The organism is Streptomyces sp. NPDC002018, from assembly GCF_042890865.1.
Lineage (GTDB): Bacteria > Actinomycetota > Actinomycetes > Streptomycetales > Streptomycetaceae > Streptomyces.
This window is the reverse complement of record NZ_JBIASO010000007.1, coordinates 193,716-220,529: the sequence shown is the minus strand read 5'-3', so window position 1 is coordinate 220,529 and position 26,814 is coordinate 193,716. Positions and strand designations below refer to the sequence as shown.

The window sequence follows — 26,814 nt, the reverse complement described above, 5'->3', positions numbered from 1 at the left end:
TACGGGTGCGCACCACCGTGCGCGGTCCGGGCCGCTCCCCGCCCCGGGGTCCCTGTATCTCACTGGAGGCGGTATGCCCGACCACGCAAGACCCGGGGCCCAGTGGCCCCGCCGTATCACCCGCTCCGCCGTGCTCGGCTGCGCCGGGCTGCTCGTGAGCGGCTCCCTGATGGTCACGGCCTCGGCCGCGGAACCGGGCGCGGGCGCGCACGGCCCGGTCACCCTGCCCGCTCCGGCGGCCGGGGACCGGCCCACCTTCACCATCCCGGGCCGTGGAGACGGCGCTCCCGCCGCCGGGGAACGCCGGCTCTCCGCCGCGCGCGCGGCGGCGGGCGCCGCCCAGCGCACGGACCTGAACGGTGACGGCGCGGGCGACCTGCTGTACCGCCTCAGCTACGGCGAGGTGTGGGCCGACTGGGGCAGCGACGGCGCGCCCGTCATCTCCTCGGACGACTCGCAGGTCAAGGACCTGCTGCTGCCCGGTGACCTCACCGGCGACGGCAGGGCCGACCTGCTCAGCCTGACGCCGACCGGCGCGCTGCGGCTGCACAGCGGGGCGAACGCCACCAGCGCCGGCGGCATGACCTCGTACACCACCCTCAGCTCCGGCTGGCAGGCGTACGACAAGCTGCTCGTCCCGGGCGATCTGACCGGGGACGGCACCCCCGACCTGCTGGCCCGCGGCACCGCGGGACTGTATGTCTTCCCGGGCACCGGCAAGGGGTTCGCCGCCGGGACCAAGGTGGGCGGCGCCGGCTGGAGCCAGTTCGACCAGCTGGTCGGCGCCGACGACCTCACCGGCGACGGCCTGGCCGATCTGATCGCGCGCAACTCCACCGGGCTCTATGTCTATCCGGGCAACGGAGCGGCCTCCGGTTACCCGTTCGCGGAGCGTGTCCAGATCGGCGGCACCGGCTGGCTCCAGTACAACCAGCTCGTCGGCGGCGCGGACTACGACGGCAACGGCACCGCGGACCTGGTGGCCCGTTCCTACGACGGCACCCTGTACTACTACGCGGGCAACGGCACCGGCACCTTCGCCGCCCGTGAACCCGTCGGTACGGAGTGGGGCGCCGTGACCCAGTTCGCGGGCGCGGGCGCCCGGCCGCACTTCGGCAAGGGCGGCGTCTTCGCCCGTACCTCCGGCGGCACGCTCTACTACTACGACGCCACCGGCACCGGCCGGCTCACCGCGAAGTACCTCATCGGTGACGGCTGGGACCGCGCCGCGGCCCGGCTCACCCACGCGGTGTCGCTGCGCGCCAACGGACTGTCCGATCTGATCGAGCACAGCACCTACGACGGTCATCTCTACAACACGGGTGTCTACGCGCTGTCCGATCCGGAGATCGCGGGCGGCTCGAAGTCGTACAACCTGGTGATCGGCCCCGGGGATCTCGACGGAGACGGCAAGAGCGATCTGCTGGCCCGCAGCTCCACGGCGCTGTACTTCTACGCGGGCTCCGGCACGGGTCTGTCGGTGAAGCCCCGGGTCCAGATCGGCGGCAGCGGCTGGCAGCAGTTCAACAAGATCGTCGGAGCCGGGGACCTCACCGGAGACGGCCGCGCCGATCTCGTCGCCCGCAGCTCCGCCGGTCTGTATCTGTACGCGGGTACGGGCGGGGCGGGTACACCCTTCGGGGCGAAGGCCCAGGTGGGCGGCGCCGGCTGGAGCCAGTACACGAACCTCGCCGCGCCCGGGGACCTCAACGGGGACGGAGTGGCCGATCTGCTGGCCTCGAACGCGGCGGGCGAGCTGTACTTCTACGCGGGCACCGGCCAGGCGTCCGCGCCCTTCAAGGCCCGGGTGAAGATCGGCAGCGGAGGCTGGAACCAGTACGCCGATCTGGTCTGACCCGGGCTGGGGCCTGTCCGGCCCGGTCGCCGTTCGCCGCCGGGGATTGAGGCATGGAGACCGTCCTGGGCGGCGCTCCTCGTGAGCCGGCCGTCGCGCGGACCGGGGCCGTTCGGCCCCGGTCCGCGCGGCAGCGGCGGTCTGCGAAGCAGCGCGAGGACCCTCCCGCACCAGCCGGAATGGCCCCGGAGGCCGCCCCGGCCGCCCCCCCCGCTCCAGGGCCGCCCTCGCTCCAAAACCGCCGGCCGGGCCGGCCGGCGGGGCCGGGGAATACCGCTTCGGCCCTCTGCCGTGGATCAGTCTGCCGTGGATCAGTGGGCGAACCGCAGTACATAGCGCCGCTGCCACGGCGTCTCGACGGCCCGGCGGTGGTAGTGCCGGCGTACGTACTCCACCGACCGGTCAGCGGGCACTCCGTCGAGAACGGCCAGACAGGCCAGCGCCGTCCCGGTCCGTCCACGGCCGCCGCCGCAGGCGATCTCGACACGCTCGTCGGCCGCGCGCGCCAGCGCCTCACGGAGGACCTCGCGCGCGGAGGCATCGTCGCTGGGCAGCCGGAAGTCGGGCCAGCGCAGCCAGTGCGCCTCCCAGGGGACCTCGGCGGGCCGCTTGCCGAGCAGATGGACGGCGTAGTCGGGCCGAGGACCGGGCGGCAGCGGCCGGCGGAGCCCGCGCCCCCTGACCAGGCGCCCCGAAGGCAGCCGCAGAACACCGGGGTCGGCGGGATTCCAGGTCTCGGTCATGCGCTCACGATAGCCGCGTGACCACGCCACCGTGCCAATGTTCCGCAGCCCGCAGCCCGCAGCCCGCAGCCCGCAGCCCGCAGCCCGCAGCCCGCAGCCCGCAGCCCGCAGCCCGCAGCCCGCCCGGCTCGGCGGGATGCCCGCTCGGCGGCTGAGCGTTCAGGTCAGGGTCGACGCCGTATGGTGGTGACGGTCGAACGCCACCCGGAAGCGCGGGAACCGTACGGACCTCGGATCCAGCAGATCGAGCGGAGCGACCAACTGCCGCTGGATCCCTTCGAGTCGGACGACCGCGGGACCGACGTCCTCGGCCTCCGACAGCAACGAGCCGCGCCTCTTCCGCAGCGGCCGCCCCGGGCACCTGTCACGGGATGGCGTCACCCGGCGGATCCGCGTGCTCGCGTACGGTGCGCCCCACTGCTCCGAACAGGCGATCCCGCGGTGGAGGCCCGATGATGGAAGGCCAGGAGGGCAGGACGGCGACGGGTAGAGGCTGGACCATGGCCGTGTGGCATGTGCGGGACTTCGCTCCGGACGATCTGGAAGCGGTGGTGCGGCTCGACAGCGACAGCGCCACCACCGACCGGCCCCCCGTCTTCGGCCTCTCCGAGGTCGTCGCCGCGCTCCAGGCCCAGCATCCCAGTGTGGTCGCGCTGGCCGACGATCACCTCGTGGGCGCGGCGGTGGGCCGGGTCGACGGCGACCGGGCATGGGTGCTGCGGATCGGTCTGCATCCGGCCTGGCGGAATCTGGGCCTGGGCACCGCGCTGCTCTCCGCGCTGGAACACCGTCTTCAGGGCGCGGGCGCCAAGACGGTCGCCGCGCTGCTGCCCGAGGAGGAGACCGGCGCCACCGCGCTGTGCAACGCGGGATTCCGTCCCCACCGGGGCCTGAGCTACTACGAGAAGGCGCAGTCGGTGACCGCGCAGGACTCCGCGGTGCTGTCCTCGCTCGGCGCGGTGGTACCCCCGTCCGGACTCTGGGAGAAACTCAGCGGGATGGCCGACGAGAAGCAACTCGTCGAACGGCGTCTGGTGCTGCCGCTGGCCAATCCCGAACTCGCCGACCAGCACGGGGTCGAACCCCCCAGGGCCGTGGTGCTGTTCGGCCCGCCGGGCACCGGCAAGAGCACGTTCGCGATGGCGGTGGCCAGTCGGCTCGGCTGGCCGTTCGTCGAGCTCTTCCCGTCCCGGATCGCCCTGGAGGACGGGCTGGCGAACGGACTCGGCCGCCGCTTCGACGAGATCGCCCAACTCGACCATGTGCTGGTCTTCATCGACGAGGTGGAGGAGGTCGCGGGTGCCCGTAATCTCGCCGACCCGGTCTCCGTCGGCGTGGTCAACGAACTCCTCAAGTCGATCGTCCGCTTCCGTGATCACGACGGCCGGCTGCTGATCTGCGCCACCAACACCGTCGCCGCCCTCGACCCGGCCTTTCTGCGCCACGGCCGCTTCGACTACGTCCTGCCCGTCGGCCCGCCCGATCACGAGGCCCGCAACGCCCTGTGGACCAGCTATATCGCCAAGGCGGGAGCCCACGCCGACACCGAGGTCCTCGCCGACGCCAGCGACGGGTTCACCCCGGCCGACATCAAGCAGGCCGCCCGTACCGTCGCGCAGAGCATCTTCGAGCGCACCCTCGACAGCGGGCAGCGGGCCCGGCCCACCACGGAGGACTATCTCCGCACCATCCGCCGTACCCGCCCCACCGTCACCACTGAGATGGCCCTGGAGTTCGCCGACCACACCATCCGCTACGGCCGCACCTGAACCCCGGTCACCGCGCCCGCCCGCCAGGCGCCGCGTCCGCCGATGAGCCGCAGCCACCGGGACGTCACCTGCTGCCGGGCCAGGGTCCGACCTCCCTGCCGGGTGGCCGTCGGCACCGGCCGCCGGCCATCAGGCCGGTCGTCCTACCATGGTGCCCGTGACCACGATCGATGCCCAGGACGTCCGCCGAATCGCACTGGCGCTCCCGGAGACGGTGGAGAAGGAAGCGTGGAGCATGCCCACGTTCCGCGTCGCCGGGAAGATGTTCATCACGGTTCCCGACGACGAGACCTCGTTCGCCGTGCGCTGCCCCCGGCATGAGCGGACGGAGCTGATCGCCGCGGAGCCGGAGAAGTTCTGGGTGCCGCCGCACGAGGCGAGTTCCGCGTGGGTACGGGTACGGCTCGCGGCCCTGGAGGACCTGGACGAGCTGCGCGACATCCTCGTGGACTCCTGGCAGCAGGCCGCGCCGGACCGTCTGCTGGAGGCGTTTCCCGCCCTGGCGGCCACATCGGACCCCGGCGCCCGCTAGGTCCTGTCGCTGTCGCTCCTGTGGTGGCGGGGGTCGCCGCGGGCACCACCGGGACCGGTTCCGATGTGCGGATCCCGGGTCCCGCGGTACCGCCGATCCGGCCGATCCGGCGGTGGGAGCGTCCCGTTGGCGGACGGGAGCCGGGCGGGCGCGAGCCGCTGACTCTTCCGGGCTAGTCCCGCATGCCCGGCGGAGCTTCCTGACCCCATGCTGATGGGCGAGGCCCCACTCCTTCGTGAAGGGAAGTGCCATGGCTTCATCCATACCCGAGGGTTCGCGGCGCCGGGCGCGGTACGGCCTGGCGGCGACATCCACCGCGGCGGCGGCCGCGCTGATGAGCGGCTGTGCCGGTCCGTCGGGGCTCCCGGCGGCCCCCAACGCAGGTCACCCCGGTGTCGCCGTGGCCCAGGCCACGCCCGCGTACCCGTACGCTCCCTGCGGCAATCCGCCCGTGAAGCTGGAGCCCCTGGACCAGGAGTTCCTGAACCAGCTCGCCGCCGAGGGCGGCCCGCCCCTGTACGACCTGTCGTACGAGGCGGCGCGTGAGGTGCTCAACAAGCTCCAGTCGGGCCCCGTCGCCAAACTGCCCGCCGAGATCAGCGAGCGGACCGTCCCCGGCGGTCCGACCGGGCCCGTGTCCATCCGCGTCGTCCGCCCGCCCGGAGTGGAGGGCCCTCTGCCCGGCATCGTCTACCTCCACGGCGGCGGCTGGATCCTCGGCAACGCGGAGACCCACGACCGGCTGGTGCGCGAGATAGCCAACGGCGCCCGTGCCACGGTGATCTTCGTCAACTACACGCCGTCCCCGGAGGCACAGTTCCCCGTGCCGCTGGAGCAGGCGTACACCGTCGCCCAGTGGGTCGCCGAGCACGGCAGCGAGATCAACGTCGACTCCTCCCGGCTCGCCATCGCCGGCGACTCGGTCGGCGGCGACATGACCGCCGCCGTCACCCTGATGGCCAAGCAGCGCGGCGGCCCCACGTTCCTCCAGCAGGTCCTGCTGTACCCGGTCGTCGACGCGCGCTTCGACACCCCGTCGTACAACCGGTTCGCGGAAGGCTGCTGGCTCACCCGCGAGGCGATGGAGTGGTTCTGGGACGCCTACGCCCCCGACCCCGCGGTCCGCGAACAGCCCCTCGCCTCCCCGCTGCTCGCGACCGTCGACCAGCTCCGCGGTCTGCCCAAGGCGCTCGTGATCACGGACTCCGACGTCCTGCTGGACGGCGCGAACGCGTACGCGGAGAAGCTGCGCAGAGCCGGGGTCCCGGTCACCAACCGTCACTTCGGGAGCATCACCCACGACTTCATGATGCTCAACGCCCTGGCGGACACCGAGTCCAACAAGGCGGCCGTCGCGGAGACCACCAAGACCCTCCGCGACGCCCTGTACGGGGAACAGAAGTCGGGGACCCGTACGAAGTAGGTGAGCCGACGGGCCCGGCCGGGCCCGGCGCCGGTCCTCCGCCGGCCGTCCGGCTCCCTCCCGCCGCTCCACCGGAACCGTGGCCGTGCCCGCCCCCGGGCACGGCCACGGCGTGCGTCCCGGCCCGTTCACGGAGGGGCGGACGGGCCCCTGAACCGCCGGGGCCGTCTCCGTACGGCGGGTCACAGCCACAGCGCCTCCGCGAGGGTGATGCCCACGAAGACCGCGCCGAGCCCGGCGATCACACTGGCGACGACATTGGCGGCCGCGTAGAACGCCGCGCCGTCCTCGGCCAGCCGCAGTGTCTCGTAGCTGAACGTGGAGTACGTCGTCAGCGCCCCGCACAGCCCCGTACCGAGGAACAGCTCCACCGGGGAGGACGCCGCACCCGCGGTGACGGCCCCCGTCAGCAGCCCGAGCACCAGACACCCCACGACATTGACCGTGAACGTCCCCCAGGGGAAGAGGGTGTCGTGCCTCGCCTGCACCGCCCGGTCGGTCAGATACCGCAACGGTCCGCCGATCGCCGCCCCGGCCAGGACGAGGAGCCAGTTCACCGGTCCGCCTCCCGGCCCGCGTACCGGATGACCTCGCAGTCGTCGAGGACGACCAGGCCCTCCGTGACCAGCTCGTCGAGCTGCGGCAGGAACGCGCGGATCTTCTCCCCGGCGTCCACGATCACGATCGCCACCGGCAGGTCCTCGCTCAGGGACAGCAGCCGCTGCGTATGGATCAGCGACGACGCCCCGTACCCCTCGATGCCGCGGAAGACGCTCGCCCCGCCCAGCCCCGCCGCGTGCGCCCGGTGGACGATCTCCGTGTAGAGGGGGCGGTGATGCCACAGATCCGATTCCCCGACGAGGATCGTCGCCCGCAGGGCCGTACCCGCCAGCTTCGTCATGTCTGCCTCCACGCCACGACGCGGCGCGTCACCCACACCGCGGCCCACACCGCCGCGAGAGCCGCGAGCAGTGTCAGTCCCAGATAGGCCATGCCCGCGCGCGCACGGCCGGCATCCACCAGACGCGCGATGTCCACCGCATAGGTGGAGAACGTGGTGTAGCCGCCCAGCACACCGGTACCGACAAAGGGACGGACCAGACGGTGTGCTGTCCACACATCGCTGATCATCACCATGAACACGCCGATCAGCGCACAGCCGGTGACATTGACGGCGAACGTCGTCCAGGGGAACCCGGCCGTGGCGGTGGGCCATATCAGGGAGGCCCCGTACCGGGCCGCGGCGCCGCACATCGCGCCGAGCGCCACGGCGGCCACCACCGGCCACAGCACCCGCGCACGTTCGGGGCGGTGCGCGGGGAAGGAGAGGTCGACATCGGGATCGGTGGGCTCTTCCACCACACGGCTCCGGGGAACTCGCACCACAGGGCGTCTCCTACTCGCTCGGCGCCCTCCGCGGGCGCACTCCTTCGCAAGTAGGGACCGTTGGCGGCTGATCGCCGCGGTTCGGGTACGGCGAGCCCCACCGCCGCGCGGCACCCGGGGGGTGCCTCTCGTTCCAAGGCTAGCCCCAGGGGCCGTCAGGACGCCAACCGCCTCCGCCCGCTGCCGGTCACGACCGGCGCCGTGCGCCGGACTGCCCCGTGCCTAGGACGCCCCGCGCCGCCGGGGCGTGGGATCCGGTTCCGCTGCGTGCAGGTCGGCCAGCAGTTCGGCCTGGCCCGTCAGCACCCCGGACAGGATCGTGCGCGCCACCTTGAGCAGTTCCGCGACCTTCGGGCTGGCCAGGGTGTAGTAGACGGCCGAGCCTTCCCGGCGCGCGGTGACGAGGTTGGCACGGCGCAGGACGGCAAGCTGCTGCGACAGATGGGACGGCTCGACACCCACCTCGGACAGCATCTCGGAGACCGCGTGCTCGCGCTCGCTCAACAGCTCCAGCACCCGGATGCGGACCGGATGTCCCAGCGTTTTGAAGAACTCGGCCTTCAGCTGGTACAGCGGCGCGCTCACCGAACCCGCCCCACGCCGCAGAAGACCGCCGCACGGCCGGATCGCCGCCGCCGTGCGCGCTGAGCGCGTCGCACGCATCGAGAACTCTTCGTCATAGGGCCATCCTCGCGCCTTCCCGCCGAAGTGATGACCTTCGGAACTCCCAAAACCCGCAATTCGTCCGCCGGCGCGTCGGCTCGCCGGCGAGCGCGTCGCGGTCGCGCGGAGCACGGACGAGCCGACGACAACGGACGACAACGGACGAGCGGACTACAGGGGAAGGGTGACCCAGATGCTCTTGCCCCGGCCGTCCGCGTCGCCCCGTACGACCGCGGTCCCGCCCAGCCCGAGGGTGAGTTCGACCACGGTGGCCAGCCCGCCGCCCCCCGCGTCGGTGACCGCCGCGTACAGGGCGGGCTGATAGGGGTGGCGGTCATGGACGGCGAACGCGAAGGTGTCCGGGCCCGCCGCGAAGACGACGGTGATGCTGGGGGACAGGGCGGCGGCGTGGCGCACACTGTTGGTGACCAGCTCGCTCACGATCAGCAGGGCCGGATCCACGCTCGGATGACGATGGCTGATGCCCCACTCGGTCAGCACCCTCTCGGTGGTCTCGCGTGCCAGCCGTACCGCCGTACCCATGGCGGGCAGGGTCAGTACGTGCCGGAGGGGAAGGGCGTCGAGCCGCGTGATCACCGGACCTCCGCGTGGACGGGACGGAAGCCGGCGGCGGTGACGGTCATCGTGAGGCCTCCTCGGCGACGGGAGCGGGCCGGCCGGGCGCGGCGGGCAGGAGTCCGGTGTCCCGCAGATGGGCGCGGGCCGCGGCGACGGCCTCCGGCGTCGTGGCGTACTCCCGCCCTTCCCGCAGGAGCGGTGCGAGGGCCCCGACGGAGTCGAGGGTCCGACGGTGATCCGGCCGTACCCCCGCGACCATGACGGCGATACCGCGCCGGGTCAGTTTCCGCACCGCGTCCTTGAGGGCCAGGGCGCCGGTGGCGTCCACCGTCGACACCCGCGACATCCGCAGGACGACCACCCTGACATCGGCGACCTCGTCCAGTTCCCGCAGGAAGCGGTGGGCCCCGGCGAAGAACAGCGGCCCGTCGATCCGGTAGGCGACGATGTGCTCGGCGAGCAGCGCGTGCTCCTCGTCGGTGTGTCCGCCCGGCAGATCGGGACGGAAGTCCACCCGATCCATCCGGGCCTGTCCGGCCACCGCCCGCAGCGCCAGCGCGCCGGCCACCACCAGCCCGATGATCACGGCTTGGACGAGATCGAGCACGAGCGTGGCCGCCGCGGTCAGGACCAGGACGGCCGCGTCCGAGCGGGTCGCGCGGACCATCGCCCGGAGCGTCCCGGTCTCGACCATGCGGATCGCGGTCGCCAGCAGCACTCCGGCCAGCGCGGCGAGGGGGATCCTCGCGACCAGCGGGGCGGCGGCGAAGACGATCACGCCCAGGACGGCGGCGTGGGTGAGCGCGGCGAGCCGGGAGGACGCGCCGGTACGGACATTGACGGCGGTACGGGCGATCGCGGCCGTCGCAGGGACGCCGCCGAACAGCGGGGCGGCCAGATTCGCCAGGCCCTGCCCGAACAGTTCCCTGTCCGGATCGTGCTTCCGGCCGGCCGTCATGGTCTCCGTCGTACCGCCCGTCGCCCCGCCCGTGGCGCCGGCCGCCGTGTCATCCCTGTCATTCCTGTCATCCGTGGCGCTGTCCGCCGTGCTGTGCGTCATACCGTCCCGCATGCCGTCCGCGACCGTGGCCGACAGGAGCGACTCCAGGGCCGCGAGCGCCGCGACCGCCACCGCCGGAGCGAGCAGCGAGCCGAGCGCGGACAGATCGAGGAAGCCGAGGGAGGGAGCGGGCAGCCCGGACGGCAGGGGCCCGATCGGGGCGGCGGCGTCGAGGTGGAACACCTGCGCGACAACGGTCGCGGCGGCCACCGCGACCACGGAGAACGGAACGGCGGGCCGCCACCGCGCACCGAGCAGCATCACGGTCGCCACGGCGAGGGTGAGGGTGACGGCGGTCCAGTTCGGTGTCCGTACGAACTCCTCGACCGCCCGCCAGGTCACCACCAGGACCTTCTCGCCCTCCGGTTCGGCCACCCCCAGCGCGTTCGGGATCTGCTGGAGTCCGATCACACAGGCGATGCCCAGGGTGAAGCCCTCCACCACCGGGGCGGGGAGGTACCGCATGTACCGTCCCGCGCGCAGCAGGGCGAGCCCGATCAGCAGCACACCGGCCATCAGCCCGACCGTCAGCACACCGCCGGGGCCGTGGGCGGCGACGATCGGCACCAGGACGACCGTCATCGCCCCCGTCGGCCCGGAGACCTGGAGGCCGGAGCCGCCGAACAGCGCGGCCAGGGCGCCCGCCACCACGGCGGTCGCCAGACCGGCCTCCGCGCCGAGCCCCGAGGACACCCCGAACCCCAGGGCGAGCGGCAGCGCCACGACGGCGACCGTGAGACCGGCCAGCAGATCACGACGGGGGTGACGGCCCATGGCCACGAAGTCGGCCCGGACGGGCAGCAGGGAACGGACCCGGCCCCGGGCCCCGGCCGACGGCGCACTCACGCGCATCGCGCGGAAACCCCGGCGCGACCCGGGTGCCGGGCGCCCCGGCCGACGGGGGCGGGGCGGAGCTGATGCGCCGGGCCGCCCGGCGGATCCTGCCCCGGACGCCCGCCGGACGGAACGGGTCGCTGGACGAGCCACGGGAGACCCTCGCGGGTGGCGGTGACGATTGCCGGACCCTCCTCATCAGCCGGGCGCGCCAGAGGGCAGCGCTCCCTGCCGTGCCGTCCGCCGCGCGGGCGGACACCTTCGGAAACAACCCCCACAGCATGGAGTGAATTGCAGAATTTTGCAATTCATGTAGCCGCTAGGTCGATACCGAGGTCCGGCCCGGGACGGAGCCGTCGCGGGCGGGGCAGCCGGCCGGACAGGGCCCGGCAAGATCCGAACGAAAGACCCTAGCTGTCGAAGTCGACCGCCAGGGTCTCGGAGACGGGGAAGGTCTGGCAGGTCAGGACGTATCCCTGCGCCACTTCGGAGTCCTCCAGCGCGAAGTTGCGGCGCATGTCGCCCTCGCCCTCGGTGATCCGGGCGCGGCAGGTGCCGCAGACGCCGCCCTTGCAGGCGAACGGGAGATCGGGGCGGCTGCGCTGCGCGCCGTCGAGGAGGGTGGTGCCCCGGGGGAGCGCGGATGTGGTGGAGCGGCCGTCGAGGGTGATGGTGACCTGGCTGACCGGCCCGGCCGTCACCGGGTCCTCGTGGCGGAGCGAGCGTACGGGCTGGTCGTCGGCGTAGAACAGCTCCCGGTGCACCCGGCCGGAGGGTACGTCCAGCTCCGCCAGGAGCCGCTGGGCCTCCTGGACCATCGGCTGCGGACCGCACAGCCACCAGTGGTCCGTCGTCCCGATGTCGACCAGTCCGCCGATGAGAGCCGTCAGCCGCCCGGCGTCGAGGCGGCCCGAGAGCAGTTCGGCCTCGCGCGGCTCACGGGAGAGCACATGTCCGAGCTGGAGCCGGGTGCGGTAGAGGTCCTTCAGATCCGCCAGCTCGTCGGCGAACATCACCGTGTCCGTACGCCGGTTCCCGTAGAAGAGCGTGACCCGCGAACGGCTGTCGGCGGCGAGGACCGACTCGGCGATCGACAGCATCGGGGTGATGCCGGAGCCCGCCGCGATCAGCACATGGTGGCCGGGCGTGCCGAGGTCGGGGGTGAACGAGCCGGTGGGCGCCATCACCTCGACGGTGTCCCCGGGGCGTACGTCGTGCACCAGCCAGGAGGAGAAGAGCCCGCCGGGAACCATCCGTACGCCGATCCGCGGCGCTGTTCCCTCGGGGGAACAGATGGAGTACGAGCGCCGCTCGTCGCGTCCGTCGATCTCCCGGCGCAGGGTGAGGGACTGTCCTGCCCGGTGCGCGAACTCCCCGGCCAGCGCGGCGGGGATGTCGAAGGCGATCGCCGCGGCGTCCTCGCACAGCCGCTCGACGGCGGCCACCCGCAGCGGATGGAAGGCCGGCCGACGGCGCGTGCCCGCGCTCCCGGCGGTGGTCGGGGCGGTCGGGGCCATCAGATCTCCTTGACGTACTCGAACGGTTCCAGACAGGCGCGGCAGCGCCACAGCGCCTTGCACGCGGTGGCGGCGAAGCGCGAGGTCTCCTCGGTGTCGGCCGAACCGCAGCGTGGGCACGCCACCGCCCGCCGGGTGACCGACAGCTCCAGCGGGACGGGCCCCGCGGGCCGCCGGCGCACCGGGCCGGGCGGCGCGATGCCGTGTTCGGTGAGCTTGCGACGGCCCTCGGGGGTGATCCACTCCGTGGTCCACGGCGGATCGAGTTCCGTCCTGATCTCCACCCGTGTGAAGCCGGCCTGCCGCAGGCGTGACGCCACATCGGCGCGCATCTCCGCCATCGCCGGGCAGCCCGAGTAGGTCGGGGTCAGGCTCGCGACGACCGTGCCGTCCGCCCTGAGTTCGACGTGCCGCAGAACACCCAGATCGGCGAGGGTCAGCATGGGCAGCTCGGGATCCGGGACGCGCTCGGCGACCCGCCGGGCCCGCCGGGCGGTGAGAGAGGCATGCGCGTGCGCGGTCACCATGTCGCCTCCGGATCGGCGCGCGCCACGCTCTGCAACTCGGCCAGCAGGGGCGCCAGATGAGCGGTGTGGTCGCCGTCCCGGCCACTGCCCGCCAGGGGGTCCACATCCGCGAGGGTGAGCCCGGCGGCGTCGAGGACCTGGCCGAGCACCTCCATGACCTCGTCGCGCACGGACGCCGCGTCGACACCGAACCCCGGTTCGGTGTCGAGGAGTTCACCGATGTACGGGGTGATCTCCCGCAGCGCCGCGGCCATCCGGCGGTGGGACTCGTCCGTCCCGTCCCCCAGCCGCAGCGTCCAGTCGGCGGCGAACTGGCGGTGGTAGGCGAGTTCGTTGACGCCCTTGGCCGCGACGGCCGCCAGCACCGGATCCGGCGCCACCGCCGCGAGCCGTCCGAAGACCGCCAGCCGCCAGCAGGACAGCACGAGCAGCCGCACCACGGAGAACGCGAAGTCACCATTGGGGAGTTCGGCGAGGCGTACGTTCCTGAAGTCGTCGGCGTCCCGGAAATAGGCGTACGCGTCCTCGTCCCGTCCGGTGCCGTCGGCCTGTCCCACCCGCGCGTAGAGCAGCCGGGCCTGGCCGAGCAGATCGAGCCCGATATTGGCCAGCGCCACCTCCTCCTCCAGCTCCGGCGCGCGGGTGCACCACTGCGCCAGGCGCTGCGCGCCCACCAGGGCGTCATCGGCGAGCGCGAGACACCGCGCGGTCAGCTCCCGCGCGTCGACCCCGTCCGGCACGGTCGTGTCCACCCCGTGCAGCGGGTCCTCGAAGCCGGTGCCGAACGCCCACCGGGCGTCGCCGTCGTCATGTCCCTCGGCCAGGGAGAGATACACATGGTCGTCGCTCATGCCCGGCTCCTGGATGCGCTCATACCCCGGCTCCTAGATATGGGGGACATCGTCGGGGATGTCGTAGAAGGTCGGATGGCGGTAGACCTTGTCCGCGCTCGGTGCGAAGAAGGGGTCCTTCTCGTCACGGGTGGAGGCCGCGATGTGCTGGGAGCGCACGACCCAGATGCTGACGCCCTCGTTGCGCCGGGTGTACAGATCACGGGCGTGGCTGAGCGCCATGGTGTCGTCGGCGGCGTGCAGCGAGCCGACATGGACATGGTTGAGACCGCGCTTGCCCCGGACGAACACCTCGTACAGCGGCCAGCCGCCGGTGCTCTCCCCGCCCTCCCCGGTGCTCTTTTCGGTGCCGCTCATGCCGCCGTCTCCTTCTCGCTCCGGGCGGCCCGCCTCGCCGCGTGGGCGGTCGCCGCCTCACGGACCCAGGCACCCTCCTCGTGCGCGGCCCGCCGCCGTGCGACGCGTTCGGTGTTGCACGGTCCGTCGCCGCGGATTACCCGCTGGAGCTCGGACCAGTCGGGGGTGCCGAAGTCATGGCGTCCCCGCTCCTCGTTCCAGCGCAGTTCGGGGTCGGGAAGGGTGACCCCGAGCTTCTCGGCCTGCGGCACGGTCATGTCGACGAACCGCTGGCGCAGCTCGTCGTTGCTGTGCCGCTTGATCTTCCAGGCCATCGAGGCCGCGGAGTTGGGGGAGTCGCCGTCGGGCGGCCCGAACATCATCAGCGACGGCCACCACCACCGGTCGACCGCGTCCTGCACCATCGCGCGCTGGGTGTCCGTACCGCGCATCATCGTCATGAGCAGTTCGTAGCCCTGCCGCTGGTGGAAGGACTCCTCCTTGCAGATCCGCACCATGGCGCGGGCATAGGGCCCGTACGAACTGCGGCACAGCGGAACCTGGTTGCAGATCGCCGCGCCGTCCACGAACCAGCCGATCACCCCGACATCGGCGAAGCCGGGCGTCGGATAGTTGAAGATCGAGGAGTACTTCTGGCGCCCCTCGATCAGCCGCTCGGTGAGATCCGCGCGGTCGGCGCCCAGGGTCTCGGCCGCGGAGTACAGATAGAGGCCGTGCCCCGCCTCGTCCTGGACCTTGGCGAACAGGATGGCCTTGCGGCGCAGCGACGGGGCGCGGGTGATCCACTCGCCCTCCGGCTGCATCCCGATGATCTCCGAGTGCGCGTGCTGCGCGATCTGCCTGATCAGCGTCTTGCGATAGCCGTCGGGCATCCAGTCGCGCGGCTCGATCCGCTGGTCCCGCTCGATGGTCGCGTCGAAGTGCGTCTGGAGACGTGCCCCGTCCGGGCCGGTGGCCGCGGTGGCGGCGGCGGACGAGGAGGCGACGGACGAGGCGGAGTCTGTCGTGGTCATCGATACCAGCTTCCCAACCGACCGTTCGTTCGGTATGTAGGGTGACGAGTCTACCGTCGGCGCGCAGGCCCCGCCAAGAGGGTGCGGCGCCGGGCCGGCGGGGCCCGGTGGCCGTCTCCCGTGGCTGTCGTTCACACCCGCTCCACCAGCATCGCCACGCCCTGGCCGACGCCCACGCACAGGGCGGCCAGACCCCGGCGGGCGTCCTCGCGCTCCAGCCGGCCGAGGAGGGTGAGCAGGATACGGGCGCCCGAGCAGCCGAGCGGGTGGCCGAGGGCGATGGCGCCGCCGTCGGCGTTGACCCTCTCCTCGTCGAGCTTCAGCCGCCGTACGACGGCGAGGGCCTGCGCGGCGAAGGCCTCGTTCAGCTCGACCGCGCCCAGATCGCCGGTCTGCCAGCCCGCGCGCGTGAGGGCCTTCTCCGTGGCGGGCACCGGGCCGAGACCCATGAGGTTGGCCTGGACCCCCGCCGACGCGGTGGTGACGATCCGCGCCCGGGGGGTGAGCCCGTAGCGCTCGACGGCCGCCCCGCTCGCCACGACCAGGGCGGCGGCGCCGTCGGAGAGGGGGGAGGAGGAGCCCGCGGTGACGACGCCGTTCTCGCGGAAGACCGTGCGCAGCGCGCCGAGCTTCTCCGGCGTCGTGCCGGGGCGGGGCCCCTCGTCCACGGTCACCTCGCCGCCCTTGACGGGGACCGGCACGATCTCCCGGTCGAAGCGGCCCGCTTCCTGGGCGGCGACGGCCCGCCGGTGGCTGCGCAGCGCGAAGGCGTCGGACTCGGCGCGGGTGATGCCGTCGAGCGCCGCGACCTCCTCCGCGGTCTCCCCCATCGACAGGGTCACCTTCACCGCTTGCGGTCCGGCGCCGGAGGGTACGGCCCGGTCGGCGGCGGCGAAGCGCGGGTTGGTGAAACGCCAGCCCAGCGACGTGTCGTACACCTCGCCCGGCTTGGCCCAGGGGGTGCCGGGCTTCGCCATCACCCAGGGGGCACGGGTCATCGACTCCACACCGCCCGCGACGACCACATCGGCCTCGCCCGAGCGGATCGTCTGCGCGGCGGAGGCGACGGCGGTCAGTCCCGAGGCGCACAGCCGGTTGACGGTGTAGCCGGGCACGGTGTGCGGAAGCCCTGCCAGCAGGACGGCCATCCTGGCCACATCGCGGTTGTCCTCGCCGGCCTGGTTGGCGGCGCCGAGGATCACCTCGTCCACGGCCTCGCCCGGAACGCCCGAGCGCAGCACGGCCTCACCGACCACCAGGGCCGCCAGGTCGTCGGGCCGTACGGTGGCCAGGGCACCGCCGTAACGGCCCTGCGGGGTGCGGGCCCCGTCGATCAGATAGACCTCGTCGGACATCGGTGCGCTCCTCGGCGGACGGGGACGGTCAAGGTCTTCCGGGGCGAAGTCACCCCTCTTGACAGGCGAGGGTGATGCTTGATTTCTTGACAACGCCGACGCTAACCGAATGTTCGGTCGGTCTACAAGGTGGTGGAAACCGTGACGCAGGTCACTGGAAGCGCATCCGGTCCGGTGGAGGAGATGTTCGCCGCGGACCGCGCGTCCCGGGATCTCGGCATCGAGCTGCTCGAACACGGCGCCGGAGCGGCCGTGCTCCGTATGACGGTCACGCCCTCGATGGTCAACGGGCACGGGATCGCCCACGGCGGTTTCCTCTTCCTCTTCGCCGACAGCGCGTTCGCCTGCGCCTGCAACAGCCACGGTCCGGTCACCGTCGCGGCCGGCGCGGACATCGACTTCATCGCCCCGGCCCACGAGGGGGACGTGCTCGTGGCGACGGCGACGGAGCGCGTCCGGTTCGGCCGCAGCGGTGTCTACGACGTCAGCGTCCTGCGCGGCGACGAGGTGATCGCGGAGTTCCGGGGGCGCAGCCGCACCGTCCGACAGGCGAAGGAGACACGATGAGCAGTCCGACGAGCCGGGCGGGCGCGCGGACCCGCCGGGGAGAGCCGCTCCCGTACGACCTGCTCGACGCCGCCGAGCGCATGAGCCGCGAGGAGCTGAGGGCACACCAGCTCACCCGGTTGCGGGCGACCCTGCGCCACGCCTACGACCATGTCGAGCTGTACCGCAAGAAGTTCGACGAGGCCGGGGTCGGCCCCGACGACTGCCGGACACTGGCGGACCTGGCCCGCTTCCCCTTCACCACCAAGGCCGACCTGCGGGACACCTACCCCTTCGGCATGTTCGCCGTGCCCATGGAGGATGTGCGCCGCATCCATGCCTCCAGCGGCACCACCGGCCGCCCCACGGTGGTGGGCTATACCGAGAACGATCTGTCCCTGTGGGCCGATCTCATCGCCCGCTCGATCCGTGCCGCCGGCGGCCGGCCCGGCCACAAGGTGCATATCTCCTACGGATACGGCCTGTTCACCGGAGGCCTCGGCGCGCACTACGGCGCCGAGCGGGCCGGCTGTACGGTCATCCCCGCCTCGGGCGGAATGACCGCCCGTCAGGTGCGGATCATCCAGGACTTCCGGCCCGAGATCATCATGGTCACCCCGTCCTACATGCTGACCCTCCTCGACGAGTTCGAACGGCAGGGCGTCGATCCGCGCACCAGCTCCCTGAAGGTCGGCATCTTCGGCGCGGAGCCGTGGACGGAGGAGATGCGCCGGGAGATCGAGGAGCGCATGGACATCCACGCCGTCGACATCTACGGGCTGTCCGAGGTGATCGGCCCCGGGGTGGCACAGGAGTGCGTCGACACCAAGGACGGGCTGCATGTGTGGGAGGACCACTTCTGGCCCGAGATCGTGGATCCCCTCGGCGATGAACCGACGGCCGACGGCGAGAGCGGTGAACTCGTCCTCACCTCCCTCACCAAGGAGGCGCTCCCCGTCATCCGCTACCGCACCCGGGATCTGACCCGGCTGCTGCCCGGCACGGCCCGCCCGGCCTTCCGGCGCATCGAGAAGATCACCGGCCGCTGCGACGACATGCTCATCCTGCGCGGGGTGAACCTCTTCCCGACCCAGATCGAGGAGATCGTTCTGCGCACCCCGGGCGTCGCCCCGCACTTCCAGCTCGAACTGACCCGCCGGGGCCGGCTGGACCATATGACCGTCCGGGTGGAGGCGCGCCAGGACACCGGGACCGAACGGCGTGAGGCCGCTGCCCGGGAGATCGCCGGAGGCGTCAAGGACGGCGTGGGCGTGAGCGTCGACGTCCTGGTCGTCGACCCCGACACCCTGGAGCGTTCGGTGGGCAAGATCCGCCGCGTGAGGGATCTGCGCCAGGGCTGACCAGCAGACGGGCTGACAACAGTCCGGCCGACCAGCAGACGGGCTGATCAACAGTCCGGCTGGTCAACAGGCCTCCCCGGAGTGGCCGCGCGGTCCGTCCGCTCCGCGCCGGGTCACGGCAGCAGCGCCGCCGCGAGCATACGGGCCAGCCACGGCCGGTACTCGGACGCGGCCCAGCCGCGCCCCCGGGTCAGGCGCTCATGGACCTGGGGGGAGGTCAGCAGCCAGCAGGCGTCGGCCGCCCGGACCGGGTCGAGACCCGGACGCAGCATCCCGGCCGCCCCGAGATGATCGACGAACGCCCTGGTGCCGGTCAGCCGCTCCCGGTCGGTGACGGCGGCCAGCTCGGCCAGCTCGGGATCGGCGGCGGACAGAACGGCCGTCAGGGCGGCCAGCCGCTCATGGACACCCGCCACGAAGCGCGCGTAACCGGCGAGCTTCCCCGCCGGGTCGCTCTCCGCGAACACGGCGCGCAGCTCCGGCCTGGCGTGCAGGGGCACCGGTTCGTCGTCCTGCGCCAGGGTGGTGTCGTAGACGGCCTTCACCAGCTCCCGCTTGCCGCCGAACACCTTGTACACCGTCGGTACGGAGACGCCCGCGCGTACGGCGACGGCCTGGACCGAGGTGGCCCGGTATCCGTCACGCAGCAGCAGCTCCCGGCAGGCGTCGAGGATCGCGGCGCGGTTGCGTGCCGCGACGGCCTGCCGTCCGCTGCTGTCGTAGCCGCGCCGCGTCCGGTCCGGTCCGGTCATGAACCCTGCCCCCTGATTTCGGTATAGTCGATTCTACTGAAAACGGTTCGCTGCCGCGCGGCCGGACAGTACGCCTGGGAGCAGCCATGGAACAGACCCCGCAGTGCCCGCCCGGCGTACACCGGGTGGGCGACGACCTGGTCAACTTCTATCTGGTCGAGGAGCCTGACGGACTGGTCGTCGTGGACACCGGGCTGCCGGGACACCGGCGCGGGCTCACCGACACGCTCGCGAAGCTCGGCGCGTCCGTCACCGACATCAAGGCCGTGCTGATCACGCATGCCCATATCGATCACCTCGGTCTCGCGGCCCGGCTCCACCGCGAGGCGGGGGCCACCGTCTGGGTCCATCGCGCGGACGCGCCCACGCTCGCCGCCGCCCGTCCCGCACGGGCGGGCGTCACGGCGGAGCGTTCCATCGTGCCGTATCTGCTGCGCCGTCCCTCGGCCGCCCTGCTTCCCCTCCGGCTGGCGCTCCGGGGAGGCTTCAGCCCCGAGCCGGTACGGGAGCCCGAGACCTTCGACGGGCGTCGTGTCCTCCGCCCGGTCCCGGGATCACCCGAAGCGGTGCCGCTGCCGGGCCACACCCCCGGGAGCACCGCCTACCTCTTCCCCCGGCACGGCGCCGTCTTCACGGGCGACGCGCTCATCACCCATGACGGCCTCACCGGTGCCCGGGGCCCCCGGCTGATCTGCCGGGCCTTCACCCATGACAGCGCCGCCGCACTCGCCTCGCTCGACCGGCTGGCCGAACTCACCGAGCACGACGGAGAGCTGACGCTCCTTCCGGGCCACGGGGAGCCGATGGCCCACGGTCTCGCCGAGGCGGTCACCCGGGCGCGCCGGCTCGGCGTGGTCTGAACCCTCCCGCGCCCCGACACCCCGACGCCCCGACGTCCCGGCGGACCGGCCGGGAAAGCCGGGGGCGCCCGCGCCCCCACGTAGCCTGACAACCGGGCATCCGCCCGACGGGCGAGAGGAAGGACAACGGATGGCGCAGCCGCCGACCGGAGCCGCGACCAGGGGAAGGGGGAGACCGCCGCGTCTGTCCGAGGAGCAGATCGTCGAGGCCGCCGTCGCCCTGCTGAAGCGCGACCCGGACACCGCGCTGACCATGAAACGCGTCGCGGACGCCGCGGGCTCCGCGCCGATGGCCCTCTACCGCTACTTCCCCGACCGCGACGCGCTCCTCCAGGCGGCGGCCGACCATGTCATGGCGGAGGTGAAGCCGAGCGAACTCACCGGTGACACCTGGCAGGAGCAGATCCGCGCCTGGATGCGCGCCAGCCGGAACCGGCTGCGGCCGTACTCCCAGCTTCTGTCACACATGGCGTCGACCCGGCAGCCCGTGGGGCTGCCGACCCTGGACCGGCTGGCCAGGATTCTGCGCCCGCTGGGCCTGGACGACGACGATCTCGCCCTGGCCCTCGTCCTCATCAGCTCGACCAGCATCAGCTACGCGATCTATGAGACGCATGTACAGCCGGCGGACGAGATCGCCGGCGCGCTGCGGGCCGGGCTGGAGCTGAGGACCGAGGAGGAGAAGCGGAACCTCGGTCCTGTGCTGGAGCGTTTCCCCCCGGCCTTCGCCCGTCTCCACGAGGTGATCGTCGAGCGGACCATCACCACGATCGAGGCCCTCGCGCCGCCCCGGTGACCGGTCCGCCGACGTCCTCGAACGGATCGCACACGGCCGGCGCGGCGAACCGGCACGATGGACCAGCACGCTGAACACGTACGACGGACCAGCTCGGGCATCGGTATCAGAAACCGGCCGGCACGAGGAACTCAGCGAGAGGAGTCACCGGCAATGACCTTCGACGTGGCATCGGTACGGGCGTCCTACCACGCGCTCGGCGACGGAACGGCCTATCTCGACGGCGCGGCGGGCACCCAGGTGCCGGCCGCGGTCATCGACGCGATCACCGCCGTGTACCGGACCGGGATCGGCAACGCGGGCGGTACCTTCACCTCCAGCCGGTACGCGGGGGAGATCGTCGCCGACTGCCGCCAGGCGGTCGCCGATCTGGTCGGCGGGGTCCCGGAGGGCATCGTCCTGGGCCAGAACACCACCTCGCTCGTCTACCGCTTCTCCCAGACGCTGTCCGCCACCTGGCGGCCCGGTGACGAGATCGTGGTCTCCCGGCTCGACCACGACGCGAACGTCCGTCCCTGGGTGCAGGCCGCGGCCCGCGCGGGCGCGGTCGTCCGGTGGGCCGAGGTCGACCCGGCGACCGGCGAACTGCCGGTGGAGCAGTACGACGGTCTGGTCGGCGAGCGCACCCGGCTGGTGGCGGTGACCGCGGCCAGCAATATCCTCGGCACCCGCCCCGATGTCGCGGCCATCACCGCCAAGGCGCACGCGGCCGGCGCCCTGACCTATGTCGACGGGGTGCACGCCACCCCGCACGGCCCGGTCGACGCCGCCGCGCTCGGCGCGGACTTCTACGCCACCAGCGCCTACAAGTGGTCCGGCCCGCACATCGGCGCGGTCGCCGCGGATCCGGCGCTGCTCGACTCGCTCCACCCCGACCGGCTGGCCTGCTCGCCCGGCACCGTGCCCCTTCGCTTCGAGACCGGGACGCCGCCCTTCGCGGACCTGGCCGGGGTCACCGCCGCGGTCGACCATCTGGCCTCGCTGGCCGGATCCGGCACGGGGGACCGCCGCGAGCGGCTGCTCGCCTCCATGGAGGCGGTGGAGTCGGCCGAGCACGAACTGTTCGGGGTGATGCTGCGCGGGCTGGAGGAGCTGCCCGGCGTCACCCTCTACGGAAAGCCCGCGCGGCGCACCCCCACCGCCTACTTCCGGGTGGCGGGACACACGCCGAGGGAGGTCGCCGAACATCTCGCGGCCCGTCGGGTGAACGTCTGGGACGGCCACTGCTACGCGTGGGAGCTGACCGAGGCCCTGGGCCTGCGGGAGACCGGGGGCGCGGTCCGGGCCGGGCTCGTGCACTACAACGACCGCTCCGACGTCGACCGGCTGCTGTCCGGCCTCGGCGAACTGGACGCGGACGCCTGACGGCGACGGCGCTCGCCGGGGGCATTGTCAGTGGCGGGTGCGATCCTTCCTGTCATGGACGAACTGCTACGGCGGCGACGGGTGTACGGAGCCGACCACGACGACCCGGACCCGGGACCGCGGCCCGGTCATGTCTACCGGGAACTGGTCGCCGGGCCGCTGGACGGACTGCTGCTCGATGTCACCGGCTGGAGCGACCGGCGGCTGCGGGAGGGCGCGGTGCTGGACACCGAGATCGGCTCGTACGGGCCCGGCGGCCACACCCTGTACGGGCCGGGACCGGCCGGCCAGGACCGCTGGGAGTGGCAGGGGGACACCCCCTGACCTTCCCTGGCGCCCCCGCGCTTCCGGGGCGGTCAGGGGCGGTCAGGGGGCGCCCCCCCTGGCGGCCGGAGGGCCGGGGTCAGCAGGGCCGGCGCCAGGCGTCGAGAGCGAGGTTCTTGCGCATGGACGAGAACCCCAGACGACGGCTCTGCGCGCAGAAATCCTCTGCGGGCACCGCGTATTCGACATGGAGGACGGCCTTCCCGGCCTTCACGAAGGGGGTGAGCAGCGCGCACTCGTCGTACTGGGCGCACTCCTCGTTCACGGCGAAGTCGAAGGTGCCCACGAGCGCGGGCACCTGCGGCAGATCGTTCTTCAGGCCGACCGACATGCCTCGCTCGTGCGCGATCCGGGCGATCATACGGTTGTAGGCGAGCTGATGGGCGGCGCCGAGCGGGAATCCGGTGTCGTTGAGATGGCCGTCGAGCAGATCGGGTTCGACGGCGTCGAACCCCTTCGCCCGGCACATGTCGAAGCGCTTCTCCATCAGGGGCCCGAGGATGTCCAGCCGCCGGATGTCGAGCCAGCGCTCGCCGTCCCACCCGTTGGCCCGGCCGAGGACGGAGCCGGGGAAGGCACCGCTGTCCGGACGGAAGTCCTCCCAGGCACCGGCGTTGATGTAGCAGATGACCTTCCGCCCGTCCCGGTGGAGACGGGCGACATCGGCGGCGGTGTTCTCGAACCCGTCGATGTCGTACACCGGCACATCGGGCCCCGGATCCACGCGCCCGTCGAGCTGCCACTGCCAGAGGGTGCCGGGCCGGGGTGCCCAGCGCTCCGCCGGGGCCCGCCCCGGGCCGTCCGCCGAGCAGCCGGTCACCAGAAGGAGAAGCACGAGAACCACGGGCATCGGCTTCACGGTGTCTCCCGGAGGAGAGCGAACGGGGGCGCCGCCCATGGATTGGGCAGTTCCCCCGCGACCGGGCAGGAGACGGCCGCGCCCCGCTCCAGCGCGGTGCGTACGGCGAGACGGGTCAGGGCGGGCGGCACGCCGTACACGAGATGGCAGAACCGCTCCGCCGGGTGGCGGGAGGTCCAGCGCGGACGGACGAAGGAGGACAGATAGGCCGTCCAGTGCCCCTCGAAGGTGACGACCACATCGGCGATACGGGCATAGCCGCGCGCCGGATGGACCCCCGGGTTGAGGACGACCGTGTCCGCTCCCCGGCGCCGTGCGGCACGGACCAGCCGGCGGCAGCGGCGCAGTTCCGCGGCCCCGGCCGGCGCGCGGTCCAGGAAGCAGCCGTCGACGTCGTACCACTCGCGGTGGCGGTCGAGATCGTCCCGTACGGCGCTGCCCGGCCGCTCGCCGTAGGCCAGATCGACATAGCCGAGGACACGGGTGCCCGCCTCCCGCAGGGCGCGGGCGGCGGCGGCGAAGGACGGATCGGGGGAACGGCCGGGCCCGTCACCGGGGTTGAGCACGACGCCATGGACACGGTCGGCCGCCGAGGCCAGCAGCCGCCAGGCGGCGGGGTCCTCGGCGGGATGGATGTAGAGCGGTACGAGGAGGGTCATCGGACACGGTCCCCGGCCGGCGCCGGCGCGGGCCCGCCGCGCGTGGAGTCCCACAGGGCGGTGAGGGAGTCCTCCAGTGTGTACCGGGGGGACCAGCCGAGCGCCCGCTCGGCGGCGCTGATGTCCGAACACTGCCAGGGCACGTCGGAGGAGCGCGGCGAACCGTCCCGGCTCTCCTCGACCGTCCCCCGGAAGCCCGCCGCCCGTACCAGACCGTGCACCAGCTCGCGGACCGGGCGGGCCCCTCCGCCGCCGATGTTCAGCACGGGGGGCAGCGGCCCCGCCGCCGTGGCGGCCAGGAGGACCGCGCGGGCGATGTCCCGTACATCGACGAAGTCGCGGTACGCGGAGAGATCACCGAGACGGATGACGGCATCGGGGTCCTCGCCCGCCTGCCGGAGCCGCTGGACGACCCGGCCTGGCAGCCCGGCAGGCGGAGCCCCCGGCCCGACCGGATTGCCCACGCGCAGGACCACGGAGTCCAGCCCGGACGCGGTGACGGCGACGGTGCCCGCGAGCTTGGTGGCACCGTAGGGACCCACCGGGCGGGTGGGGGACTCCTCGGTGACCCGTTCGCCGTGGGCGGTCCCGCCGTACTCGGCGGCGGACCCGAGATGGACCAGCCGCGCCCGGGGCGCCGCCTCGCGCAGCGCGGCACAGAGCACCGCCGGCCCCCGGGCGTTGACCTCGGCGAGTGTCACCGCGTCCCCGCCGACGGCCCCCGCGCAGTTGACAACCGCGTCCGGGGCGAACGCGGCTGTCACATCGGCCAGTTGGCGGGGTCCGACCGTGGCGAGGTCGAGGGCGGGCCCCGGCGCCGTGGTCCGGCCGACGCCGAGCAGCCGCGCACCGGGCAGGGTGCGAAGCTGTTCGGCGGCGTGTCCGCCCAGGTATCCGGTGAGGCCCAGGACGAGGATGCGCATGGAGGGTTCAGGCTCCCTTGAGCAGGAGGGACCGGTAGGTGGTGAACTCGGCGTTGGCGCGGTCGTAGTCGTCGGGGCGGCCGATGTCGAGCCAGTATCCGTCGAACTCGTAGGCGTGCGGGGGATTGCTCGATCTCAGCAGGTCGAGGACGAGTTCGTCGAAGCCGAGCGGCAGCCCGGGGGTGTAGGCGTCGAGGGTCTCCCGGCTGAGCCCGTACGCGCCCATCGAGACCCGGTAGTCCACGCTGGGCTTCTCGGTGAACCCGACGACCCGTCCGGCGTCCGTGGTCAGCACGCCGAAGTCGATGTGCACCTTGCGCGCGTAGGTGGTGATCGTCAGGGGCGCGCCGGAACTCCGGTGGCGCAGCAGGACATCGCGGTAGTCGAGATCGGTGAGGATGTCGCCGTTCATCACCAGGAAGGTGTCGGGCAGCCGGTCCCGCATCGTCAGGAGCGGACCCATGGTGCCCAGCGGGCTCTCCTCGTTGGAGTAGTCCACATGGAGCCCCCAGCGCGAGCCGTTGCCGACATAGGCGCGGATGATCTGCCCCAGATGGCCGATGGCGAGGGTGCAACTGGTGAATCCGGCGGCGGCGAGCTGGCGGAGGACGATCTCCAGAATCGCGTGCTGGTCGCCGATCGGTACCAGGGGCTTGGGCAGAGCCGTGGTGTAAGGGCGTAATCTGACGCCCTTGCCTCCGGCGAGGATCACTGCGTGCATGGGATGTCTCCCTATGTCTGGGGGTGGCCCGCGGGGGCCACCGGTGAGGGTCGTCCAAAGTGCCGTGCCGTGCTGAGCACGCCGTGCTGAGCGACGTGCCGTGCGGTGCGCAGTGCCCGCGCGGTGCGCGGTGCGCGTGCGGAATCGGGTGCGGGTCAGACGTTGTAGATCCCGGCCTTGTAGCGGGCGAGGCTCGCGGGATCCCGGAAGAAGTCGGCGGTCCGTGCCAGTCCGCTCTCCAGGTCGTGCTCCGGTGCCCAGCCGGTGGCCGTGCGCAGCCGCCCGGCGTCCGCGACCAGCCGCATGACCTCGGAGTCGGCGGGGCGGATACGCCGCTCGTCCTCCCGTACGGTCAGTTCGGCGTCCATGACCTTGCCGATCAGCCGGACCAGATCACCGATCGAGATCTCGTCGCCCGTGCCCGCGTTGAAGGTGCGTCCCACGACGGTGGCGGCGGGGGCCGTCCCCACGGCCAGAAAGGCACGGACGGTGTCGGACACGAAGGTGAAGTCGCGGGTGGGGCGCAGATCCCCGAGCGTGATGGTCCGGGAACCGGCGGCGACCTGGCCGATGACGGTGGGGATCACGGCCCGCATGGACTGGCGGGGACCATAGGTGTTGAACGGGCGCAGCACGACCACCGGAGTGCCGAAACTCGCGTGGTAGCTGTCGGCGAGCCGGTCACCGCCCGCCTTGGACGCCGCGTACGGGGACTGGGTGTGGATGGGATGGTCCTCCGTGATGGGCACGGTGCGCGCGGTGCCGTACGTCTCGCTGGTGGAGGTGTGCACCAGCCGGGGCGTGCCCAGGGCGCGGACCGTCTCCAGCACATTGAGGGTGCCGGTCACATTGGTGTCCACGTAACTGTGCGGCGCCTGGTACGAGTAGGGGATCGCGATGAGCGCGGCCAGGTGGTAGACGGTCTCGGCGCCCTCGGCCAGCAGCCGGACGGATCCCGGGTCACGGACGTCCCCGAGGACCACCTCCACCTGGTCGAGGACATCGGGCGGAAGGCCGTCCAGCCAGCCGTAGGAGGAGAAGGAGTTGTACTGCACCATGGCCCGGACCCGGTGTCCTGACGCCACGAGCGCCTCGGTCAGATGCGAGCCGATGAAGCCCTCGGCTCCGGTGACGGCTACGAGCGGTACGGATGTCAACGGGTGTCTCCTCGCGGTGTCTGCGAT

The 26,814-nt window shown here is 72.5% G+C and carries 30 protein-coding genes; 10 read left to right on the top strand and 20 right to left on the bottom strand.

The window, feature by feature from the left end; genetic code table 11:
- Window positions 1–73 precede the first annotated feature (73 nt).
- A complete protein-coding gene (locus ACFYYH_RS14040; RefSeq protein WP_388550088.1) occupies window positions 74–1,855 on the top strand; it encodes an FG-GAP repeat domain-containing protein in 1,782 nt (593 codons plus the stop codon).
- 311 nt (window positions 1,856–2,166) lie between these two features.
- On the opposite strand, the gene ACFYYH_RS14035 is transcribed toward ACFYYH_RS14040, so the two are convergent.
- Entirely contained in the window at window positions 2,167–2,598 is a 432-nt protein-coding gene (locus ACFYYH_RS14035) for a protein-tyrosine phosphatase family protein (protein ID WP_388550086.1), read from the bottom strand.
- A 159-nt stretch (window positions 2,599–2,757) separates the two neighbouring features.
- A complete protein-coding gene (locus ACFYYH_RS14030) occupies window positions 2,758–2,922 on the bottom strand; it encodes a hypothetical protein (protein ID WP_388550084.1) in 165 nt (54 codons plus the stop codon).
- 176 nt (window positions 2,923–3,098) lie between these two features.
- Here ACFYYH_RS14030 and ACFYYH_RS14025 point away from each other — a divergent pair, with 176 nt between their 5' ends.
- From ACFYYH_RS14025 to ACFYYH_RS14015, 3 genes are all read left to right on the top strand, one after another.
- The gene (locus ACFYYH_RS14025; RefSeq protein ID WP_388550081.1) at window positions 3,099–4,367 is read left to right on the top strand and encodes an ATP-binding protein; all 1,269 of its coding nucleotides are present in this window, start codon (window positions 3,099–3,101) and stop codon (window positions 4,365–4,367) included.
- Window positions 4,368–4,515: 148 nt separating this feature from the next.
- On the top strand, window positions 4,516–4,899 hold the full coding sequence (locus tag ACFYYH_RS14020; protein ID WP_388550078.1) for an MmcQ/YjbR family DNA-binding protein: 384 nt from the start codon (window positions 4,516–4,518) through the stop codon (window positions 4,897–4,899).
- A 250-nt stretch (window positions 4,900–5,149) separates the two neighbouring features.
- Window positions 5,150–6,322: an alpha/beta hydrolase gene (locus tag ACFYYH_RS14015; RefSeq protein WP_388550076.1), complete on the top strand. Its 1,173-nt coding sequence runs from the start codon at window positions 5,150–5,152 to the stop codon at window positions 6,320–6,322.
- 182 nt (window positions 6,323–6,504) lie between these two features.
- Here the strand turns inward: ACFYYH_RS14015 and crcB (ACFYYH_RS14010) are convergent, their stop codons facing one another.
- The 12 genes from crcB (ACFYYH_RS14010) to ACFYYH_RS13955 form a co-directional block, all read right to left on the bottom strand.
- Window positions 6,505–6,879, bottom strand: a complete 375-nt coding sequence (gene crcB / locus ACFYYH_RS14010) for a fluoride efflux transporter CrcB (RefSeq protein WP_388550074.1) — start codon at window positions 6,877–6,879, stop codon at window positions 6,505–6,507.
- Window positions 6,876–7,223 (bottom strand): DUF190 domain-containing protein, encoded by a 348-nt coding sequence (locus ACFYYH_RS14005; protein ID WP_388550071.1) that lies wholly within the window; start codon window positions 7,221–7,223, stop codon window positions 6,876–6,878. Before ACFYYH_RS14005 ends, crcB (ACFYYH_RS14010) begins: the two co-directional genes overlap by 4 nt.
- Window positions 7,220–7,684 (bottom strand): fluoride efflux transporter CrcB, encoded by a 465-nt coding sequence (crcB, locus tag ACFYYH_RS14000; RefSeq protein WP_388550448.1) that lies wholly within the window; start codon window positions 7,682–7,684, stop codon window positions 7,220–7,222. The genes ACFYYH_RS14005 and crcB (ACFYYH_RS14000) overlap by 4 nt, the downstream gene beginning before the upstream one ends.
- Window positions 7,685–7,930: 246 nt before the next feature.
- On the bottom strand, window positions 7,931–8,293 hold the full coding sequence (locus ACFYYH_RS13995; RefSeq protein ID WP_388550069.1) for an ArsR/SmtB family transcription factor: 363 nt from the start codon (window positions 8,291–8,293) through the stop codon (window positions 7,931–7,933).
- A gap of 249 nt (window positions 8,294–8,542) precedes the next feature.
- Window positions 8,543–8,968 carry an ATP-binding protein gene (locus ACFYYH_RS13990; protein ID WP_388550066.1) on the bottom strand — a complete coding sequence of 142 codons (426 nt, stop codon included), beginning with the start codon at window positions 8,966–8,968 and terminating at the stop codon, window positions 8,543–8,545.
- 43 nt (window positions 8,969–9,011) lie between these two features.
- Window positions 9,012–10,862, bottom strand: coding sequence for a SulP family inorganic anion transporter (locus ACFYYH_RS13985; protein WP_388550064.1), 1,851 nt, complete (start codon window positions 10,860–10,862; stop codon window positions 9,012–9,014).
- Window positions 10,863–11,254: 392 nt separating this feature from the next.
- On the bottom strand, window positions 11,255–12,361 hold the full coding sequence (gene paaE / locus ACFYYH_RS13980) for a 1,2-phenylacetyl-CoA epoxidase subunit PaaE (RefSeq protein ID WP_388550062.1): 1,107 nt from the start codon (window positions 12,359–12,361) through the stop codon (window positions 11,255–11,257).
- The gene (paaD, locus tag ACFYYH_RS13975; RefSeq protein WP_388550061.1) at window positions 12,361–12,888 is read right to left on the bottom strand and encodes a 1,2-phenylacetyl-CoA epoxidase subunit PaaD; all 528 of its coding nucleotides are present in this window, start codon (window positions 12,886–12,888) and stop codon (window positions 12,361–12,363) included. The genes paaE and paaD overlap by 1 nt, the downstream gene beginning before the upstream one ends.
- Window positions 12,882–13,739 (bottom strand): 1,2-phenylacetyl-CoA epoxidase subunit PaaC, encoded by an 858-nt coding sequence (gene paaC / locus ACFYYH_RS13970; protein WP_388550058.1) that lies wholly within the window; start codon window positions 13,737–13,739, stop codon window positions 12,882–12,884. Before paaC ends, paaD begins: the two co-directional genes overlap by 7 nt.
- A 33-nt stretch (window positions 13,740–13,772) precedes the next feature.
- Window positions 13,773–14,096, bottom strand: a complete 324-nt coding sequence (gene paaB, locus ACFYYH_RS13965) for a 1,2-phenylacetyl-CoA epoxidase subunit PaaB (RefSeq protein WP_388550056.1) — start codon at window positions 14,094–14,096, stop codon at window positions 13,773–13,775.
- Window positions 14,093–15,109 carry a 1,2-phenylacetyl-CoA epoxidase subunit PaaA gene (paaA, locus tag ACFYYH_RS13960; RefSeq protein ID WP_388550055.1) on the bottom strand — a complete coding sequence of 339 codons (1,017 nt, stop codon included), beginning with the start codon at window positions 15,107–15,109 and terminating at the stop codon, window positions 14,093–14,095. Before paaA ends, paaB begins: the two co-directional genes overlap by 4 nt.
- Window positions 15,110–15,240: 131 nt before the next feature.
- The gene (locus tag ACFYYH_RS13955; RefSeq protein ID WP_388550053.1) at window positions 15,241–16,464 is read right to left on the bottom strand and encodes a thiolase family protein; all 1,224 of its coding nucleotides are present in this window, start codon (window positions 16,462–16,464) and stop codon (window positions 15,241–15,243) included.
- A 141-nt stretch (window positions 16,465–16,605) separates the two neighbouring features.
- Here ACFYYH_RS13955 and paaI point away from each other — a divergent pair, with 141 nt between their 5' ends.
- Window positions 16,606–17,031, top strand: a complete 426-nt coding sequence (paaI, locus tag ACFYYH_RS13950; RefSeq protein ID WP_388550051.1) for a hydroxyphenylacetyl-CoA thioesterase PaaI — start codon at window positions 16,606–16,608, stop codon at window positions 17,029–17,031.
- Entirely contained in the window at window positions 17,028–18,371 is a 1,344-nt protein-coding gene (gene paaK, locus ACFYYH_RS13945) for a phenylacetate--CoA ligase PaaK (protein ID WP_388550049.1), read from the top strand. Before paaI ends, paaK begins: the two co-directional genes overlap by 4 nt.
- 113 nt (window positions 18,372–18,484) lie before the next feature.
- Here the strand turns inward: paaK and ACFYYH_RS13940 are convergent, their stop codons facing one another.
- Window positions 18,485–19,123 carry a TetR/AcrR family transcriptional regulator gene (locus ACFYYH_RS13940; protein WP_388550046.1) on the bottom strand — a complete coding sequence of 213 codons (639 nt, stop codon included), beginning with the start codon at window positions 19,121–19,123 and terminating at the stop codon, window positions 18,485–18,487.
- 86 nt (window positions 19,124–19,209) lie between these two features.
- On the opposite strand from ACFYYH_RS13940, the gene ACFYYH_RS13935 reads away from it, so the two are divergent.
- The 4 genes from ACFYYH_RS13935 (at window position 19,210) to ACFYYH_RS13920 (ending at window position 22,468) form a co-directional block, all read left to right on the top strand.
- The gene (locus ACFYYH_RS13935; RefSeq protein ID WP_388550044.1) at window positions 19,210–19,983 is read left to right on the top strand and encodes an MBL fold metallo-hydrolase; all 774 of its coding nucleotides are present in this window, start codon (window positions 19,210–19,212) and stop codon (window positions 19,981–19,983) included.
- 130 nt (window positions 19,984–20,113) lie between these two features.
- Window positions 20,114–20,779 (top strand): TetR/AcrR family transcriptional regulator, encoded by a 666-nt coding sequence (locus ACFYYH_RS13930; protein ID WP_388550041.1) that lies wholly within the window; start codon window positions 20,114–20,116, stop codon window positions 20,777–20,779.
- Between the two features lie 153 nt (window positions 20,780–20,932).
- A complete protein-coding gene (locus tag ACFYYH_RS13925) occupies window positions 20,933–22,144 on the top strand; it encodes a cysteine desulfurase-like protein (RefSeq protein WP_388550039.1) in 1,212 nt (403 codons plus the stop codon).
- A 54-nt stretch (window positions 22,145–22,198) separates the two neighbouring features.
- Complete coding sequence (locus ACFYYH_RS13920; protein WP_388550036.1) at window positions 22,199–22,468, top strand: hypothetical protein; 270 nt, start codon at window positions 22,199–22,201, stop codon at window positions 22,466–22,468.
- Between the two features lie 79 nt (window positions 22,469–22,547).
- On the opposite strand, the gene ACFYYH_RS13915 is transcribed toward ACFYYH_RS13920, so the two are convergent.
- From ACFYYH_RS13915 to ACFYYH_RS13895, 5 genes are all read right to left on the bottom strand, one after another.
- Complete coding sequence (locus tag ACFYYH_RS13915) at window positions 22,548–23,318, bottom strand: endo alpha-1,4 polygalactosaminidase (protein ID WP_388550034.1); 771 nt, start codon at window positions 23,316–23,318, stop codon at window positions 22,548–22,550.
- Window positions 23,319–23,323: 5 nt separating this feature from the next.
- Window positions 23,324–23,986, bottom strand: a complete 663-nt coding sequence (locus ACFYYH_RS13910) for a spherulation-specific family 4 protein (protein WP_388550033.1) — start codon at window positions 23,984–23,986, stop codon at window positions 23,324–23,326.
- Complete coding sequence (locus tag ACFYYH_RS13905) at window positions 23,983–24,909, bottom strand: NAD-dependent epimerase/dehydratase family protein (protein ID WP_388550032.1); 927 nt, start codon at window positions 24,907–24,909, stop codon at window positions 23,983–23,985. Before ACFYYH_RS13905 ends, ACFYYH_RS13910 begins: the two co-directional genes overlap by 4 nt.
- 7 nt (window positions 24,910–24,916) lie before the next feature.
- A complete protein-coding gene (locus ACFYYH_RS13900) occupies window positions 24,917–25,630 on the bottom strand; it encodes an NDP-sugar synthase (RefSeq protein ID WP_388550029.1) in 714 nt (237 codons plus the stop codon).
- Window positions 25,631–25,785: 155 nt separating this feature from the next.
- On the bottom strand, window positions 25,786–26,787 hold the full coding sequence (locus ACFYYH_RS13895; RefSeq protein WP_388550027.1) for a GDP-mannose 4,6-dehydratase: 1,002 nt from the start codon (window positions 26,785–26,787) through the stop codon (window positions 25,786–25,788).
- Window positions 26,788–26,814 lie beyond the last annotated feature (27 nt).

What these genes read in the sequence shown, in the direction of transcription:
- ACFYYH_RS14040 (WP_388550088.1), top strand. Translation starts at nt 74, where the DNA reads ATGCCCGACCACGCAAGACCCGGGGCCCAGTGGCCCCGCCGTATCACC.
- ACFYYH_RS14035 (WP_388550086.1), bottom strand. Translation starts at nt 2,598, where the DNA reads ATGACCGAGACCTGGAATCCCGCCGACCCCGGTGTTCTGCGGCTGCCT.
- ACFYYH_RS14025 (WP_388550081.1), top strand. Translation starts at nt 3,099, where the DNA reads ATGGCCGTGTGGCATGTGCGGGACTTCGCTCCGGACGATCTGGAAGCG.
- ACFYYH_RS14020 (WP_388550078.1), top strand. Translation starts at nt 4,516, where the DNA reads ATGGTGCCCGTGACCACGATCGATGCCCAGGACGTCCGCCGAATCGCA.
- ACFYYH_RS14015 (WP_388550076.1), top strand. Translation starts at nt 5,150, where the DNA reads ATGGCTTCATCCATACCCGAGGGTTCGCGGCGCCGGGCGCGGTACGGC.
- ACFYYH_RS14005 (WP_388550071.1), bottom strand. Translation starts at nt 7,223, where the DNA reads ATGACGAAGCTGGCGGGTACGGCCCTGCGGGCGACGATCCTCGTCGGG.
- ACFYYH_RS13985 (WP_388550064.1), bottom strand. Translation starts at nt 10,862, where the DNA reads ATGCGCGTGAGTGCGCCGTCGGCCGGGGCCCGGGGCCGGGTCCGTTCC.
- paaE (WP_388550062.1), bottom strand. Translation starts at nt 12,361, where the DNA reads ATGGCCCCGACCGCCCCGACCACCGCCGGGAGCGCGGGCACGCGCCGT.
- paaD (WP_388550061.1), bottom strand. Translation starts at nt 12,888, where the DNA reads ATGGTGACCGCGCACGCGCATGCCTCTCTCACCGCCCGGCGGGCCCGG.
- paaC (WP_388550058.1), bottom strand. Translation starts at nt 13,739, where the DNA reads ATGAGCGACGACCATGTGTATCTCTCCCTGGCCGAGGGACATGACGAC.
- paaB (WP_388550056.1), bottom strand. Translation starts at nt 14,096, where the DNA reads ATGAGCGGCACCGAAAAGAGCACCGGGGAGGGCGGGGAGAGCACCGGC.
- paaA (WP_388550055.1), bottom strand. Translation starts at nt 15,109, where the DNA reads ATGACCACGACAGACTCCGCCTCGTCCGTCGCCTCCTCGTCCGCCGCC.
- ACFYYH_RS13955 (WP_388550053.1), bottom strand. Translation starts at nt 16,464, where the DNA reads ATGTCCGACGAGGTCTATCTGATCGACGGGGCCCGCACCCCGCAGGGC.
- paaK (WP_388550049.1), top strand. Translation starts at nt 17,028, where the DNA reads ATGAGCAGTCCGACGAGCCGGGCGGGCGCGCGGACCCGCCGGGGAGAG.
- ACFYYH_RS13940 (WP_388550046.1), bottom strand. Translation starts at nt 19,123, where the DNA reads ATGACCGGACCGGACCGGACGCGGCGCGGCTACGACAGCAGCGGACGG.
- ACFYYH_RS13935 (WP_388550044.1), top strand. Translation starts at nt 19,210, where the DNA reads ATGGAACAGACCCCGCAGTGCCCGCCCGGCGTACACCGGGTGGGCGAC.
- ACFYYH_RS13930 (WP_388550041.1), top strand. Translation starts at nt 20,114, where the DNA reads ATGGCGCAGCCGCCGACCGGAGCCGCGACCAGGGGAAGGGGGAGACCG.
- ACFYYH_RS13925 (WP_388550039.1), top strand. Translation starts at nt 20,933, where the DNA reads ATGACCTTCGACGTGGCATCGGTACGGGCGTCCTACCACGCGCTCGGC.
- ACFYYH_RS13920 (WP_388550036.1), top strand. Translation starts at nt 22,199, where the DNA reads ATGGACGAACTGCTACGGCGGCGACGGGTGTACGGAGCCGACCACGAC.
- ACFYYH_RS13915 (WP_388550034.1), bottom strand. Translation starts at nt 23,318, where the DNA reads ATGCCCGTGGTTCTCGTGCTTCTCCTTCTGGTGACCGGCTGCTCGGCG.
- ACFYYH_RS13910 (WP_388550033.1), bottom strand. Translation starts at nt 23,986, where the DNA reads ATGACCCTCCTCGTACCGCTCTACATCCATCCCGCCGAGGACCCCGCC.
- ACFYYH_RS13905 (WP_388550032.1), bottom strand. Translation starts at nt 24,909, where the DNA reads ATGCGCATCCTCGTCCTGGGCCTCACCGGATACCTGGGCGGACACGCC.
- ACFYYH_RS13900 (WP_388550029.1), bottom strand. Translation starts at nt 25,630, where the DNA reads ATGCACGCAGTGATCCTCGCCGGAGGCAAGGGCGTCAGATTACGCCCT.